Annotated in this window: 15 protein-coding genes; 3 read left to right on the top strand and 12 right to left on the bottom strand. The window is 39.0% G+C overall.

The features are described 5' to 3' along the window. Window positions 1–105 precede the first annotated feature (105 nt). Window positions 106–2,277, top strand: coding sequence for a PAS domain-containing protein (locus tag FZF08_RS14545; RefSeq protein ID WP_159469954.1), 2,172 nt, complete (start codon window positions 106–108; stop codon window positions 2,275–2,277). Window positions 2,278–2,611: 334 nt separating this feature from the next. Here the strand turns inward: FZF08_RS14545 and FZF08_RS14540 are convergent, their stop codons facing one another. The 7 genes from FZF08_RS14540 to FZF08_RS14510 form a co-directional block, all read right to left on the bottom strand. After that, on the bottom strand, window positions 2,612–3,313 hold the full coding sequence (locus tag FZF08_RS14540; RefSeq protein WP_159469952.1) for a TlpA disulfide reductase family protein: 702 nt from the start codon (window positions 3,311–3,313) through the stop codon (window positions 2,612–2,614). A 297-nt stretch (window positions 3,314–3,610) separates the two neighbouring features. Beyond that, the gene (locus FZF08_RS14535; protein WP_159469951.1) at window positions 3,611–4,417 is read right to left on the bottom strand and encodes a LytTR family DNA-binding domain-containing protein; all 807 of its coding nucleotides are present in this window, start codon (window positions 4,415–4,417) and stop codon (window positions 3,611–3,613) included. A 3-nt stretch (window positions 4,418–4,420) separates the two neighbouring features. Then, the gene (locus FZF08_RS14530; protein WP_159469949.1) at window positions 4,421–7,387 is read right to left on the bottom strand and encodes a sensor histidine kinase; all 2,967 of its coding nucleotides are present in this window, start codon (window positions 7,385–7,387) and stop codon (window positions 4,421–4,423) included. A 127-nt stretch (window positions 7,388–7,514) separates the two neighbouring features. Continuing rightward, entirely contained in the window at window positions 7,515–7,910 is a 396-nt protein-coding gene (locus tag FZF08_RS14525; RefSeq protein WP_159469946.1) for a hypothetical protein, read from the bottom strand. Window positions 7,911–7,936: 26 nt separating this feature from the next. Continuing rightward, a complete protein-coding gene (locus FZF08_RS14520) occupies window positions 7,937–8,074 on the bottom strand; it encodes a hypothetical protein (RefSeq protein WP_159469944.1) in 138 nt (45 codons plus the stop codon). 170 nt (window positions 8,075–8,244) lie between these two features. Further along, on the bottom strand, window positions 8,245–9,018 hold the full coding sequence (locus tag FZF08_RS14515) for a LytTR family DNA-binding domain-containing protein (protein WP_159469943.1): 774 nt from the start codon (window positions 9,016–9,018) through the stop codon (window positions 8,245–8,247). Continuing rightward, window positions 8,972–9,799 (bottom strand): sensor histidine kinase, encoded by an 828-nt coding sequence (locus tag FZF08_RS14510; RefSeq protein ID WP_159469940.1) that lies wholly within the window; start codon window positions 9,797–9,799, stop codon window positions 8,972–8,974. Before FZF08_RS14510 ends, FZF08_RS14515 begins: the two co-directional genes overlap by 47 nt. Window position 9,800: 1 nt before the next feature. Here FZF08_RS14510 and FZF08_RS32050 point away from each other — a divergent pair, with 1 nt between their 5' ends. Next, complete coding sequence (locus FZF08_RS32050) at window positions 9,801–9,929, top strand: hypothetical protein (RefSeq protein ID WP_255463612.1); 129 nt, start codon at window positions 9,801–9,803, stop codon at window positions 9,927–9,929. 63 nt (window positions 9,930–9,992) lie between these two features. On the opposite strand, the gene FZF08_RS14505 is transcribed toward FZF08_RS32050, so the two are convergent. After that, window positions 9,993–10,679, bottom strand: a complete 687-nt coding sequence (locus FZF08_RS14505; RefSeq protein ID WP_159469938.1) for a hypothetical protein — start codon at window positions 10,677–10,679, stop codon at window positions 9,993–9,995. A gap of 205 nt (window positions 10,680–10,884) precedes the next feature. Here FZF08_RS14505 and FZF08_RS14500 point away from each other — a divergent pair, with 205 nt between their 5' ends. Beyond that, window positions 10,885–11,295: a response regulator gene (locus FZF08_RS14500; protein ID WP_159469936.1), complete on the top strand. Its 411-nt coding sequence runs from the start codon at window positions 10,885–10,887 to the stop codon at window positions 11,293–11,295. A gap of 148 nt (window positions 11,296–11,443) precedes the next feature. On the opposite strand, the gene FZF08_RS14495 is transcribed toward FZF08_RS14500, so the two are convergent. The 4 genes from FZF08_RS14495 to FZF08_RS14480 all read right to left on the bottom strand — a co-directional run bounded on the left by FZF08_RS14495 (window position 11,444) and on the right by FZF08_RS14480 (window position 14,919). After that, entirely contained in the window at window positions 11,444–12,361 is a 918-nt protein-coding gene (locus FZF08_RS14495) for a substrate-binding domain-containing protein (protein WP_159469934.1), read from the bottom strand. 25 nt (window positions 12,362–12,386) lie between these two features. Beyond that, a complete protein-coding gene (locus FZF08_RS14490) occupies window positions 12,387–12,848 on the bottom strand; it encodes a DsrE family protein (protein WP_159469932.1) in 462 nt (153 codons plus the stop codon). A gap of 23 nt (window positions 12,849–12,871) precedes the next feature. Further along, window positions 12,872–13,927: a c-type cytochrome gene (locus FZF08_RS14485; protein WP_310590596.1), complete on the bottom strand. Its 1,056-nt coding sequence runs from the start codon at window positions 13,925–13,927 to the stop codon at window positions 12,872–12,874. Window positions 13,928–14,025: 98 nt separating this feature from the next. Next, on the bottom strand, window positions 14,026–14,919 hold the full coding sequence (locus tag FZF08_RS14480; RefSeq protein WP_159469930.1) for a LysR substrate-binding domain-containing protein: 894 nt from the start codon (window positions 14,917–14,919) through the stop codon (window positions 14,026–14,028). Between the last annotated feature and the right edge of the window lie 22 nt (window positions 14,920–14,941).

Raw genomic sequence — 14,941 nt, 5'->3', positions numbered from 1 at the left:
GCAGAAAACTATTGGCATCATTTTTTACTATGCATGATGTCTTCAAAAATTATTGTCAGAAATAGCTTAATTTGAAGTTTTAGTTTAAAAATAATCTCACAACTGATGAATGAATATCTCCCTTTTGAGGAAATCAAACGACTAAATGCCCTTAAAAGCTATGATATTCTGGATACTTTACCAGAACAAGACTATGATAATATTACACAGTTAGCGGCTGAAATATGTCAGACACCCATTTCCCTGGTAAGTTTAGTGGATGAAAACAGGCAATGGTTTAAATCAAATCATGGTCTTACGGCGCGTGAAACTCCACGTGATTATTCATTTTGTGCCCACGCCATTATCAATCCAACAGAAACATTTATAATTTCGGATTCAAGAAAGGACGAGCGTTTTGCACAAAATCCACTGGTGACGGGAGATCCTAATGTTATTTTTTATGCCGGAACGCCAATTGTTGATGAAAACGGTTACGCCCTGGGTTCTTTGTGTGTAATTGATAACGTTCCCAAACAGCTCAGCGAATCCCAAAGGTCGGCACTTAAAATTTTAGCCAGACAAGTCGTTAATCTTCTTACGATCAGAAAGCAAAATAAAGAATTAAAGCAGAACGATGAGCGCCTGCGTGCGGAAATTGCTGAACAGCTTAAAATCCGGGCAGCTCTTGCACAAAGCGAGGCACGCTTCCGCTCTCTTATTGATCAGGCTCCTGTGGCGACTTGTTTGTTTACAGGAAAACAGCTTCGTATCGAACTTGCCAATGATCTGATGCTGAATTATTGGGGGAAAGATTCATCAGTACTTGGTAAACCCCTTGCGGAAGTACTTCCCGAACTTAAAGAACAGTCTTTTTTGAATATTCTGAATACGGTTTTAGAAACCGGTGAGCCCTACAAAGCGTTGAATATGCGCGCCGAATTGTTCATTGATGGTGTGCTGAAAAGTCATTATTTTGACTTTACCTATCAGCCTGTTCGCAACAAAGATGGTGAGGTATATGGTGTTATGGATATGGCCGTTGATGTTACTGACCGGGTTATAGCCCAACAAAAAATTGATGAGGCACAGCGGCAGATACTCTCATCTTTTGAACAATCTCCCGTTGCTATCGCGCTTATTGATGAGTGCGAACTGACTTTTACAATGGCTAATCCGTTTTATGCGGAATTAGTTGGCAGGACTCCTGAGCAACTGATTGGCTATCCCTTGTCAATAGCACTGCCAGAATTAAAAGGTCAGGGGCTGGACGATTTATTGAGAAAAGTCATGGCAACCGGCAAGCCTTATATTACTGAGGAAAAGGCAGTTGTGATTACACGGGAAAATAAAGAGGAAACGATTTTTGTAGATTTGACTTATCAGCCCCGTCGACATAGCAATGGTACAATATTCGGAATTTTGGTCATTGCTACCGATGTCACCGGTCAGGTAAGAAACCGGCAAAATATCGAAGCGAGCGAGGCAAGGTATCGCCAGTTTTCACAAGAACTGGAACAGCGGGTGGACCAAAGAACCCAGGAACTAACACTGGCCAACGAAGACCTTGTACGATTAAATGGCAACCTTCGGCAGTTCGCATATATTGCCAGCCACGATATGCAGGAGCCATTGCGTAAAATTCAGACATTCAGCTCGATGCTGACCCAAAAAGAAGGTAATCAACTGGATGAAACTTCATCACATCTTCTCCAGAGAATAGGTGCAGCCGCTGCCAGAATGTCTTCTCTGATCAGAGATGTGCTTACCTATTCACTTGTCGATAACAGTCAGCAAAAGTTTGCCAGGATTTCTTTGAATTCTGTTATCACGGACGTGTTGGAAACCCTTTCACTGGAAATAGAGCAGAGAAATGCTTTCATTGAAGTAAACGATCTAACAGAGCTGCAAGGTGATAAATCGCAGTTGATACATTTATTTCAGAACCTGATATCCAACGCAATTAAGTTTACACCGCATCTTCAGGAGCCTAATATCAGAATTCAGCATTTCAAAAAGAAAAGGAATGAATTACCAGCTGAAGTCCAGCCAGTCAGCAACGCACATGAATTTCATCAGATCAATGTTAGCGATAATGGTATAGGTTTTGAGCCTCAGTATCTAGACCGTATTTTCAAGGTTTTCCAAAGATTGCATAGTCAAAGTAAATTTCCGGGCACCGGCGTTGGCCTTGCCATTTGCGAACGGGTAGTTGCAAACCACGGCGGAGGAATTACCGCCCACAGCAAACCGGGAGAAGGTGCTACATTTTGTATTTATTTACCGGGCGAAATTTGATATTTGTTCTGAATAAGTCTACTATATTCATGAAAAACCAAATACCTAATAGTTTGTTTGTTACTCCTTGTTTCTAAAACTTTTGTTAAACCAGAAGTATGGATCGGCACAAAAAAGACTTGTTCTATTATTTTACATTATTTTCATATAATAGAAGTACGAGATTACAAAAAATTACCGTGAGTAATATACAAGTGCACTTGCGGTATTTCTTATCCCTCCACAACAGGTTAAAATGAAGTAATTCCATGAGTAGTGGTTTTACCTAATTGCGCACGAAATTGCTTAAAATTGCAAGTTGAAACTGTCATAAATCACCAGGCAAAAGGCACTTTTAGTCCAAATTCTTGACCGACAGCTCCTTTTCAATTTTCAAGTCTGCTCTCTGGCTGGGTCGGTTTGCGAAGTTTTCGATCACGTTTCCGTCTTTTCCAATCAAAACATAGTGCGGATAGACTTCAATTCCGAATTTCTTTTCCAGCGTACCGCTCCAGGACGGATTGGCGTAAAGATTTAGCGTTTCAAGGCCAAAACTATTAATTTTTTCAAGCCATTTTTCTTTTGAAGTACGTGTGCAAATACTGATAATTTTTAGCGGTTTCCCAGTAAATTTCTTTACCATTTCATTTTCGAAAGGAAATTCCTGAATGCACCCTTTGCATCCGGCAAACCAAAAACTCAGATATACCACTTGTCTTTTAAACTGACTTAAAGAAACAAGTGAATCCCGGCTATCCTCCAAAAAGAAGTTTGGACTACTTTTCCCTACGCCCAGGATGCTTATTCTTTTCGAAGCCTCTGCCTTCAAAAAGGTGATCAGATAATTGCTGGATTTGGAAAAAATTAGTTTTGACAAATCAACTTTCATCTGTTCAGGATTCTTGCCCAATTCAGCACTGATTGAAAAAATAGTATAAAATTCTGCGATTTGTTTGCCTAAAAGTAATTTAGCTGTTTCATAATCAGAGGATAAAGTACTTGTTTTCTTTGCTTTTTGATAGGTACTTGTGGATTTATGATAAATATATTGCCACAAAAAGTTAAGATATTCCGCGTCATATTGAGCCGCAATATTTCGGATTGGTAATGATTCCCAAAAATCAAAATAAGCCTCAGGTACTTTTCCTCCTTGCGCCCTACCTGCCTTCTGTAACTCAGTATGTACAATCGCATACGAGCATCTTGGTATCGGATCGCATCTGATTCATAGTTAGGCAGGTTTTACTTTAAACGCGGTGAGAAATGTTATACAAATGGTTAAAAAAATAAACCAGGTCTTAGAATTAATATGATGTTTTCTGCTTTTTGATCACACGCAGTTCAAACCAGGATTTCATTTTAATTTCCCTGAATTGACATAAAAATCCGACAGGATCGAAAGAAATTCATCTTTACGGCGACGTGAAACTTCGATTTCTGTATTATCGCTCATCCATACCTGCCCACCGTCTCCTTTAACATATCGTTTGATATGTTCCAGATTAATGATATTGGATTGATGTACGCGAAAAAAATAATAGTTATCCAGAATCTCTTCGTATTCTTTGAGAAGTCTGGAAACAACAATGGCCGGTCCTTTAAGAAGGTGAAACTTGGTATAAGAGCCCAGTGACTCACATTGAATGATTTCAGTCATTTGCACAAAGTGAATTCCTTCTGCTGTTGGCAATGCGATTCGTTGATTATCATTCCTTTGACGATGAATAAGGCGGATAGTTCCCGGAGAATCCAGCTGTTGCTGCAAAATCTGAATCTGCTGTGGGCTTAAGCTGACTGTCTGTAATTTATATTTCTCAACAGCAACCTGTAATTCATCCGGATCAATCGGTTTGAGAAGATAATCTATCGCGCTGAACCGGAATGCACGTATGGCAAATTCCTGATAGGCCGTTGTGAAAATAATTCCGAAAACAACTTTTTCAAAGGAAGCAAGTAAATCAAATCCTGACTTTCCGGGCATCTGAATATCGAGAAAAACTAAGTCTGGCTTCTTTTCCTTTATCAATTCAATACCCAGATCGGCATTTTTTGCTTCACCACAAATTTCGACACCGGGGCAAACCAGTCTAAGCAGGTTAGTCAGTGCTTCCCGGGCGTTGGTTTCATCGTCAATGATTACAGCGCGTAAATCTTGTTTCATATGTTATACATTTTCAAGTGGAATTTTCATGCTTACCCGTGTTCCGGCAGGATTATTATCTGCATCAAACAAATCAATAAATTCTATTTTTGCATCACTATCCTTATGACGAAGTGATTCAAAAATTCCTTTTGTCATTTCCTGTCCACGCGAAACGTGACCTTCTGTCCTGGGTGCAAAAGTCCTTCCGACTCCGTTGTCTTCAATCGTACAAACAATATGTTTATCTAAAATCCTGGCCGTTATCTTTAATTTCTTCTCCCCTTCTTTTGGCATCAAACCGTGCCATATTGCATTTTCGACATAAGGTTGCAAAAGCATAGGCGGAAGATGTGCATCAAGCAATACCTCATTATCCTCAATATCAAATGTATAGCTGAATTCATGATTAAATCGAAAAGATTCTATCTCAACATACATACGCAGCGTATCAATAATCTGTTCGAAGGAAAGATACTGGTGATTGGAATTCTCCATGATCCGCCGCACCAGTTTTGAGAATTTCGAAAGATATTTCGCTCCCTCAACGCCCCGGTTAGTCAGCAGGTAATTTTGAACCGAGTTTAGTGAATTGAATAAAAAATGGGGATTCATTTGCGATTGCAGCGCCTTTAGCCGCCATTCTGCTATTTGCAAATCAAGCCGGTTCCGCTCTGCCAGCGTATTGACCCGCCACCGCATCATTGCCACGATCATTGCCGCTATAGCCAGTCCGATCAATGTTCTGAAAAACAAAGTATTGATAAAATAAGGCTCAACCCGAAATTGAACAATAAGCGGCCTATCACTTATTTTACCAGAACTATTTCTGCTCCGGACGAGCAACCGGTACGATTTGGCCGGAAGATTAGTGAAGGAAACGGTATGCTGATTGCCCAGATCAATCCAGTTCGTTTCAAAACCTTCGAGTTTAACACTGAATAAATTTTTGGAGGCCGGTTCAAAATTCAATGTTGAAAAATTAAAGGTAATCGAATTTTCATCCGGTCCAAGAAAAATTTCTTTGGTTAGATCCTGATGTAAAGTTTTACCTTTTACTTCCACCGTACTGATCACCACCCTGGGCGAAATTATGTTATTATTCAGCTGATTTATGTCCAGAATATTAATAGCATTGGTATGTCCCAAAAAGAGCTCATTGCCCGAGCGGGGATAAAATCCTACCGGAGCATTACTTTTCAACCCCTCAATTGTTGTCAGGTAACGAATTGCACGCGTTTTCAGATTAGCAATGTGAATACCTTCATTGGTACTAAACCAAAGATTTTCATCTGACATTTCAGCGATATTTGCGCAATAAGTATCATTTAGCGCGTCGGTTTTAAATTCGAATGTGCTTAAAATCGAACCTGTTGATGAAAGTTTTGAAACCCCTCCCCAGCTTGAAATCAAAATGCTGCCGTTTGGCCCCTTTTGCATTCCATTGATACAGTCTCCCCCGATCATTTTTCCTTTATTCTTAGGAAGTGTTTCAATATTGATAAATTTCCCGGCTTTTTCATCGAAAAAAAATAATCCCCGTGAGCATGTTGCCACCCAGATTCGCCCATCCGTGCCTTCCAGAATTGCTTTCAGGTAAGTCAGGTTTACTAATTTCCGGCCTTCCCTGGCAGACCATAACTTAATTTCCTGTTTGGAAGCCGGATCTATTACTTTAAGGCCTTCATTAAGATTCGCAATCCACAAACGTCCTTTTTTATCCACTAATCCATCCCTGAAATCTGTATTTTTGAACAAAACCGATGTGGATTGGAATACCGAAAACTTTCCTTTTTTGATATCTCCAGCAAAAACCCCTTTGTCTGTGAATGCATACGGTCGGCCCTGAATCCAGCGCATTTGCTGTGTAAGTGCATGAGCTGGATAGGGCAATAATTTAAAAAAGTTTTCGGAAGGTTTCCATAGCAGAGCGCCGGAATGAGAAAGGCCCAGGAGAAAGGTTTCATCGGGGGCTGGTAAAATCGTAGTGATCTGAACAGGAAGCCGCACCACACCTGCCGGAATTGCAATGGTATGAATTCCGGCATTTCCATAACGGTACTTATAAACGCCATCGCTTGTTCCTATCCAAAGAATACGGTTGACTTTGTCTTCGTACATTGCCTTAACGCGGATACCATTTTTATAAAATTCGGGCAGATTGTAAAGCTCATTACGATCCGGATAAAAAATGCTGATCCCGTCATTTGTTCCAACAAAAAGAAGTTTACGGCCATTTTCATCCTGTGATTCCTGAACACAGCTAACCTGATTATGTTCAAAACCTACTTTTCTAATAGTAAATGATTGATCAGAAGGTGAAAAACGGACCAGACCATACTCGTATCCTCCTATCCAAAGATTTCCCTTACTATCCTCACAGGCTTTTGACAAACGTATTGGAATCCTGTTTTTGATCAGAGCTGCTTCTTTTCCCAGCATACAGACAAGTTTGTCTGTATTCCTATCGTATTGATAAAGACCAATTTCCGAAATAATCCAAAGCCTCCGTTTGCTATCTTCAAAGAAGCTTGCATATTGGTAAACATCTCCACCTGAGGCCGTTTGAGAAAAGGTATATCGGTGAAGCTTTCCGGTCTCCGGATCATAGCGTTTAACCGAAGTGTAGTCGCAAACCCAAACCTGGTCGTGGCTGTCTACCATACCCTGTTCATGGAGGTCGTTGGTTGGATCGGAATCATCATAATTATTTATCACCAGCGTTTTTACTGTCAATGTTTTTGCATCGATTTTGCATAAACCTCTGGTATCATTGGAAGTATAAATATCACCATTCGAGTCGGTTGACACACCGGAGCAATATCCTAATTTCAGACTATCCAGCCTTAGAAAATTATAGCCATCGTAGCGGCAAATATTTCTGCCAGTACCAATCCACAAAAAGCCTTGTTTATCATTGGTGAGCGACCAAACTTCATTGGACGGAAGCCCTTCTCTTGTTGTAAGATGTTCAAGCGTTAGGGATGGCATTTGGGCGCAGAGTTGCGCGGAGGTAAAAAACAACAACAGGAATACCTGAAAGTACCTCATAAACCAATCCCGGATTAGCTAATATTCATTTATAACTGATACCCTAAAAAAATGTTAAAGTCATCATTTACTGCTTTTTACTGATTAAATAAAATGCCTGTGTTTGATTCTTATCCGGCATGATCTCAGGATCAGTAAAACTCGCAAACACAGTATTATTTATACTTTTCCAAATACCGGAAAGAAGCATCACCCCCTTGCTTTTTTTTTGAAATTTGCCTTGAAATGTCCGTGTTATTTTCCCATTTTCTGATTCAATCAATATCATTTCATTCCGGATTACAGCGCCAATAACATTTACAGGGCCAGAGAAACGCGTATTGAAATAATAACCTTTGACAAAACCATCAGTTATCACAATGTGCATGCGACTATCCCATTGCATGGAACCAGCACATTTTTTCTCGTAACAACAAATCAAAAGGACAACATTAAAGGATAAGAACAGTAGAAGTGATTTCATAATGAGTAAAGAAAATGTGTGAAATTTCAGAAAAAGACGAGAATAAAAAGGATGATCAGCGTAATAATCAACAAAGCAATCCAGTCAAAGCCTCTTTCCAGAAATCTCCTCAGATTTCCCCTGACTGCTTTTATACTATTTGTAAAGTGTTCGCCCCGTGCCATACTCCGTTTTTAATTAGTAGATGAAATTCACTTTAAAAATGGGCACGAAAGTTGTATTATATTTTACAGGTTGATATGCGGAGGCAAGCGGATTGAAACCGGTGGAGATCAGTTGATAACTGGGAGTTGATAAAGTAGTGTTGAGGGCCAATCTGTAATAAAACCAAGATTCAAACCAGCAATAACTTCGCCCGGATCTCTTCGGAATAAGTGTATGCACTTTTAATCTTCGATTCTTTTATATCGTTCATAACTAAAATATAGGTTCCTTTGAAGTATTTATGGATTTCACGGATTTTTAATTTATTGACAATAAAACCTCTGTGAACCCGAAGAAATTCTTCGGGGAGACGTTCCTGCAAATATCCAAGTGGGTAATCAATTAGTTTTTCACTTTCATGCGTATGGATATAAACGTATTTGTCTTTTGCTTCAAAAAAGCAAATATCTGAAACATGAATCAGAATTATCTTATTGCCAGACTTTACCGGAATAGTAGTGATGGCATCCTTTGGCCGATTTTCATTGATCAGCATTTTTATTTTTTGTATTACGTCTGCTTCGCCGGTTTTACTTTCAAATACTCTTTTAATGGTTATGCCGAGCCGGTCATCTGCGACGGGTTTCAGTAAATAATCCAGCGAATTTTTCTCAAAAGCTTTGATCGCATATTCTTCATAAGCTGTGACAAAAACAATTAACGGTAAATAATCCAGGCAATTTAATACCTCGAAACCATTCATTTCCGGCATCTGAATATCTAGAAAAACGAGATCCGGACGCAGGTCATTGATTAGTCGTACCGCTGTTTTTCCATCTTTTGCTTCACCGATTATTTTAATCTGTGGATAGGATTCAAGCGCTTTCTTAATACGATAAAGGGCAATATCTTCATCGTCAACCAGCAACGTTCTGATTTCTTTTTGGGATGATAATCCGGGCATATTTTTTTGGTTCGTTATTTAATTCCAATGTAAAATTTCCGGGATACAGCAGCCCCAGCTTACTTCTCACCATTTGCAAGCCTATTCCAGATCCGGGAATCGCTGAAAACCCAGGCCCGGAATCCAATATAGTAATTAGCATATTCTCCTCATCAAGCCCGATTTCAACTTTAATAAAACCATTTTCTACTCTTTTTTCAATGCCGTGTTTTACCGCATTTTCAACGATCGGCTGCAAAATAAAGGATGGTATTTGTAAAGATAATGCCTCAGGATCCACTTCAATTTCATATTTCATCCGTTCTCCAAAACGTATCCTCTGCATATCCAGATAGGTCCTGATGATGGCAAGTTCATCTGTTACGGAATGAAAAGTGGCACTGTTTTTATTGAGTGTGAATCTAAAAAATTTCGATAAAAGAAGTACCAATTCTTCTGCCTTGGCCGGATCTTTTGAGATAAGACCTGCTATGGTGTTGTGTACATTGTAAAGAAAATGAGGGTTTACTTTGGCGCGCAAAAGTTCGAGTTCAAAAGTAGTTTTCTGCTGTTCCAACACTAAAACACGGTATTGCTGACTTAAAATCTGCGAGTTTAAAAGACTCTTCCATTCTTCACTAACGTAAATCGGTATCCCTGTCACCAGTACGATCAGAATATTCAACACGTAAATATTTCCTCCGTTAAACCATATGTACTGCCCGTTTTTCCATAAAAGAGACTGTGCAAAAAACATAATTTCAGAACCTGTTAACGCTGCCAAAATCAATAAAGCGATCATAATGATCATTTTAAAACTTTGGTTTGAAGTTACTATCGTAAAGAAGTTTCTGTACGAAATAACCAGCATCGTCAGAGAGCCGATACAACAGGTTGATAAGACAGAAATCACGACACGTTCCGGACGTTGATCGTAATTAAAATATAAATACATACCAAAGGCCAACCCTATTAAAAGGCAGATCAGCAAAGTTTTAAGCGCGGAATGTATCCTGATTTGTTTGTTGTACAATGGTTTTCGTATTGAAAATAAATGATTTTTTTGACAAAAGAATGAAGGTAATGATTATGTAAATCATACCTGCAACCGAAGGAAGAAATTGGCTGTAAGGTTTATAATCAGAAAAAACGGTGCCGCTAAATGCAGACGTGATAGCACTCAAAGCACTGATCATTTTATAGGCATGTTCGTATAGCATTGCTTTTTTCAGGAAATTGATGTGCATAAACCATTTACAAATATCATAGCCGGTAACCAGAAATAAAGCACTGAGCGTTGAATAAATAATCCCCGGAGACCAGTATAATCCCCTGTAATTGAGATAATAAATATAATAAACAGCAGAAATAACAACTAGTATTGAAATGGTATAGTCAAGAAATACCGGTTTTTGTCCGCGCAGTTTGAGCGACCGGATACCACTGTAACAGTTGTAGCCGCTAAGAAATGTGATAATAAGAAGAAAACTATTACGGTTGAAAATGATCAAGCCAAAAAGTCCTGTTGCAATCACCACCACAATCATCACCGTAAAATATTTGCCAAATAAAACATGTTTTCCCAAACCTTTTCTGACAAAAATGGCAGCAAAACCTGTCAGTAATGCGATGCTACCTGCAAGGACATGGAGAATAAGATTGACAAGATGCAATTTTTCCATCGGTTGATTAATTTGGTTTATCAAATCAACCGCTTTTGTCAGTAAAGAAAAACCACATTCCGATGAGCCAGGACATTTGGCGCTGAACAGGATACTAATTCGATAAGGCTGGCCATAATTTACCTGGTTAATGATGCACTTTTATTTCAGGCACGATTTTTGCTTAAATAATATTACTCAACCGGTTACGCTACCTTAAATTTTTATGATGAAATTATGCATTATTGATGATGAGTGGATTTCAAGTTTTATTGCTCAGAAGCTAATTTTGAAAGTAGTGCCTGATTCTGAAATATCACATTTCAAAAACGGAATGGAAGCCATTGAGTTTATTAAGGAAAATCAATTGAAGTTATGGTCATTACCGGAATTGTTTTTACTTGACATCAACATGCCAGTAGCAAACGGGTGGGATTTTTTGGATATGCTACACGATTTAGATATTAGAGATTACCGTCCGCTAATATACATATCAAGCTCTTCACAGGATCAGGAAGACATTGCTACCGCAAAAAAATACCCCTCTGTTGCCGGATTTATTACCAAACCATTAACTCCAAATAAACTGGCGGGCATATTTGACAATATTGATCCTCAGCAAATTCATAAATCTTAAGACCCAATTCTCTAAAAGACGTTTTTCTGTCAATTCAATAAATTGAAGAAAAAATTCTCTTTAACAATTCGTGAAACCTTATTCTAATTTTGCAGCATCAGCTATATTCTCAGAAAATGTAAGATTTTAAAGGAATATAGTTTTGATATTAATCTGTTGTAAATCCGTAGTTTTTGTAAATAACTTTTGCCTTCTCACTAATCAGAAAATCCATAAAATCTTTGGCGGCTTTTGGGCGGGGAGCATTTTTCATTAGTCCGGCCGTATAAATCACCTCAATATTCTCTTTCTCAGGAATCTCCACAGTTTCAACCGGGTGTTTGAGCATTTGCTGATAATAAACTTCTGAAAACCAGACTGGACCGGCTTCGGATTGTCCATACAAAATACGCATAGGCGTTTGACGGTGATGAATCTGGGTTAAATAAGTTGTTTTATCTTTCACTTTTTCTTCCATGATCTGCTTCCGAAGCTGCTCTCCGCCCAATTTCACATACGCCTCCTCAATCTTTTTTCCAACACTCTCCCACTCCGGATTTGGCATACTTACCAATACATCTTTTCTTCCCAAATCAGCTAGTCCTTTTACCTTTTTTGGATTTCCTTTTTGTACCATAATCGCCAAACGGTTTTTAGCGTAAGGCTCAATACGGCTGAACATGTCTGTGAGTTCTACAATTTTTTGCTTTCCGTCGGTATACACATCAGGTCGATGTGTGATACGCATATTGCCAATCGTTAGTGACCCGGTCTTGATCTGTTTTGCAAGAATGCCGGGTGGAAGGGTTTCAACAAAAATTCGTGTATACTCGGGATATTGCTTTTTAAAAGCTGCCAAAAGATCGTCCACCACCATAAACTGATTGCCCGCAAAGAATACAACAAGCTGCGGATCAACGATATCCCCATACAAATCGGGAATGTTATCAATTCCTGGAATCGTAAAGTTGAGCCCATCGGACCACGGCTTGTTCCATGGCGGATCATAGTGATAATCCTGTGCAAAAACCTGATTCAAACTCGTCAAAACAATAAATATTGTACTATTAAAAAGAAAACTTTTCATGGATTTACATGATTATGAACACTGATTACGGATGGACAATGGCCCAGCCTTGCTGCTGACGGATGATAATTTCACCATTTCCGCTTGGAACGTATGAGATAAAATCAAATAATTCATCCCGACTGATCTTGCGCTCCCGCATGGTATTTTCACATTCCGCCAGAATCACACCTTTGCCCTGAAGTTCTTTCAACTGTGCTTCATAAGGCTGATCTTTTTTGAAAACAGCTACGCCGCCGCCATGCACCACCAGTTCCACTTCCAGCTTTCCTTTCAAACGCGGATCATCCAAAGCATTATTGATATTTCTCATGGTTGCCTTGATAACCTTTTCATCATCCGTATTAAGTTGATAAACAACCTTATAGGATTTTTTATCCGCAGTTGCGCCATGAAAATCGGCTGGATTCATTTTTGAAGTCTGCGCAAAAGCACTTCCTGACAAAAACATAACGGCCAGGAAAAACAGGATTTTACTCGTTTTCATACAATTTATTTTAAGGTTAAATGTTATTTTGAATTTTGTTTTTGAGCCAAAACAATATTTTGAAACGGCCCTAATTTATGCTGTTTTTCCGAAAATTTATCGGCATATGGAGCAAAAGGAAAATCGACAGGTTTTTTCGCAATATCTCTCCAATCATTTTTCTGGTCTTTGTGAGGCCGTGGCTGTGAATTTACAAACGCTGCAAGGTCCCAGGCCTCTTCATCGGTTAGGATTTTATTTTCATAATTTGCTCCAAAAGGCATATTATTTTTTACATAACCTGCAAAGGAAGAAATCCTGAAAAGCCCGGCGCCATCATTATAGCTACTTTTGCCCCAAAGCGGAGGATAAATGAATGTGATTTTATCGGGGTTTGGAATGCCCTGTCCATTAACTCCGTGACAACTTTCGCATTTGGCCTTGTAAATCATCTTTCCGGTTTCAGGATTTGCAGCGCGGTTAAGATACGGCAATTTTTCAAGTCCTGTTCCTTCAGGTATTTCGCCTTTTTCGGTACCTGTTCCCAACCATTTCATATAGGCGACCATAGCCTGCATTTCTTTACTGCTACTGTCCGGTTTGGTTCCATTCAAACTTCGCTCAAAACAATCTGAAATCCGTTTAATGATCGTTTCTTTACTGGCCGATCTTGCCCGGAATTTGGGATAGGTTGAGTAAACTGCCGCATAATTATTTCCCATGATTTTGGTACCCGCATCCAGATGACAATTCTGGCAATTCATGCCATTACTAATGTGGCGAACACTTCCATTTGGGCCAAGATATTTTGCAGTATTGGCGATCAGGTCGCGACCATAAAGAATCATTTTTCCATCGGGTGAATTGGGAATACTTTCAACAGCAGGTGCTTGCCACATTTCTTTTTGTGGTAAAATTTCAAAAGAAGGTTTTTTCAAACCACTTCCCGGACTGTTAATAGCAGCCAGAGTTTTACCGGAAAATCCGGAAAAATTAAACAGCATCGGGAAAAGAAAAAATAGGGCGGAACCGGAAACAATCGTTAAAGCAGTGATCTGTATCCTTTTTATTTTCTGAAATTCTTTCAATAGCTTTTTCATAACGATTTAGTTTAAAAGCTATTAAAACTGAGTTTAAAGCTCTTTTTTATTATCATCCTCAAATTAAAATCAAAACGGAACGTATTCTACTGACTCATTTATCTAACAAAATGGCTCGCGAACCGTATAAATAATTCTGGCAAAGTTTCCGGCTGACCGTGCAATATTGCAAAGTAAAAATACCGATTAATAGTAAGTCCCTCCACGTCAACAATATAACATTCCTTATTTTGCAATTCTTTCAAAACGGCGTGAACTGAAAGAAAAGCCATGCAATTGGAATGCAGCATATATAATTTCATGCTCTCACTTCCGCCTAGCTGCATCTCATTACTGAGCTCCGAAATATTAATTCCTGCCAGTTTCAAAGCGTGACTGATCACTTCAAGTGTCCCTGATCCCGGCTCCCTCAAAAGAAGAGGAATTTGTTTTAATTGTTCAGGACGAACTGAACCTGATTTGATAACCGGATTTTTTGTACTGGATACCAACACGATTTCATCCTTTAAAAACTGAGTATATTTTATCCCTGCGTTTTTGGAATACCCTTCAATAACTCCAAGATCAATTTCTTTATTTTGTAAAGCCTGCTCAATTTGTTCAGTATTATTGATGGTCAACGTAATGCGTATCTCGGGAAACTTTTTGTGAAAAGCGGCTAATATCGGCGGTAAAATATACTGAGCGTTGGTAGTACTTGCGCCAAGCCGCAATATTCCACTTTGCCGGTTAGCAAGACTGTTGATATCAAACTCAATATTCCGGTAAATTTCAAAAATCTGTTCGGCGTGTGTAAGTAAAATTTCTCCGGCCTGGGTCAATTTTATTTTCGAGCCCGTTCTTTCAAAAAGTTTTATTTTAAGCTGATTTTCGAGCTCGTGAATATGTTTGGTAACGGCCGGCTGGGAAATAAACAATTCAGAAGCCGCCTTTGTAAAATTGAGCCGCCGGGCAATTGTGTGAAATACCTGTAATCGGAAATCAAAAATCATAATCAGGGTTCGGTTTTAAAAC

Origin of the sequence: Dyadobacter sp. 3J3 (assembly GCF_009801115.1) — a bacterium.
In the GTDB taxonomy this organism is placed as follows: Bacteria; Bacteroidota; Bacteroidia; order Cytophagales; family Spirosomataceae; genus Dyadobacter.
This window is presented reverse-complemented; position numbering and strand designations above follow the sequence as displayed.

What these genes read in the sequence shown, in the direction of transcription:
- FZF08_RS14545 (WP_159469954.1), top strand. Translation starts at nt 106, where the DNA reads ATGAATGAATATCTCCCTTTTGAGGAAATCAAACGACTAAATGCCCTT.
- FZF08_RS14535 (WP_159469951.1), bottom strand. Translation starts at nt 4,417, where the DNA reads ATGAAACAAGATTTACGCGCTGTAATCATTGACGATGAAACCAACGCC.
- FZF08_RS14530 (WP_159469949.1), bottom strand. Translation starts at nt 7,387, where the DNA reads ATGCCATCCCTAACGCTTGAACATCTTACAACAAGAGAAGGGCTTCCG.
- FZF08_RS14525 (WP_159469946.1), bottom strand. Translation starts at nt 7,910, where the DNA reads ATGAAATCACTTCTACTGTTCTTATCCTTTAATGTTGTCCTTTTGATT.
- FZF08_RS14520 (WP_159469944.1), bottom strand. Translation starts at nt 8,074, where the DNA reads ATGGCACGGGGCGAACACTTTACAAATAGTATAAAAGCAGTCAGGGGA.
- FZF08_RS14515 (WP_159469943.1), bottom strand. Translation starts at nt 9,018, where the DNA reads ATGCCCGGATTATCATCCCAAAAAGAAATCAGAACGTTGCTGGTTGAC.
- FZF08_RS14510 (WP_159469940.1), bottom strand. Translation starts at nt 9,799, where the DNA reads ATGATCGCTTTATTGATTTTGGCAGCGTTAACAGGTTCTGAAATTATG.
- FZF08_RS32050 (WP_255463612.1), top strand. Translation starts at nt 9,801, where the DNA reads ATGATCATTTTAAAACTTTGGTTTGAAGTTACTATCGTAAAGAAGTTT.
- FZF08_RS14505 (WP_159469938.1), bottom strand. Translation starts at nt 10,679, where the DNA reads ATGGAAAAATTGCATCTTGTCAATCTTATTCTCCATGTCCTTGCAGGT.
- FZF08_RS14500 (WP_159469936.1), top strand. Translation starts at nt 10,885, where the DNA reads ATGATGAAATTATGCATTATTGATGATGAGTGGATTTCAAGTTTTATT.
- FZF08_RS14495 (WP_159469934.1), bottom strand. Translation starts at nt 12,361, where the DNA reads ATGAAAAGTTTTCTTTTTAATAGTACAATATTTATTGTTTTGACGAGT.
- FZF08_RS14490 (WP_159469932.1), bottom strand. Translation starts at nt 12,848, where the DNA reads ATGAAAACGAGTAAAATCCTGTTTTTCCTGGCCGTTATGTTTTTGTCA.
- FZF08_RS14485 (WP_310590596.1), bottom strand. Translation starts at nt 13,927, where the DNA reads ATGAAAAAGCTATTGAAAGAATTTCAGAAAATAAAAAGGATACAGATC.
- FZF08_RS14480 (WP_159469930.1), bottom strand. Translation starts at nt 14,919, where the DNA reads ATGATTTTTGATTTCCGATTACAGGTATTTCACACAATTGCCCGGCGG.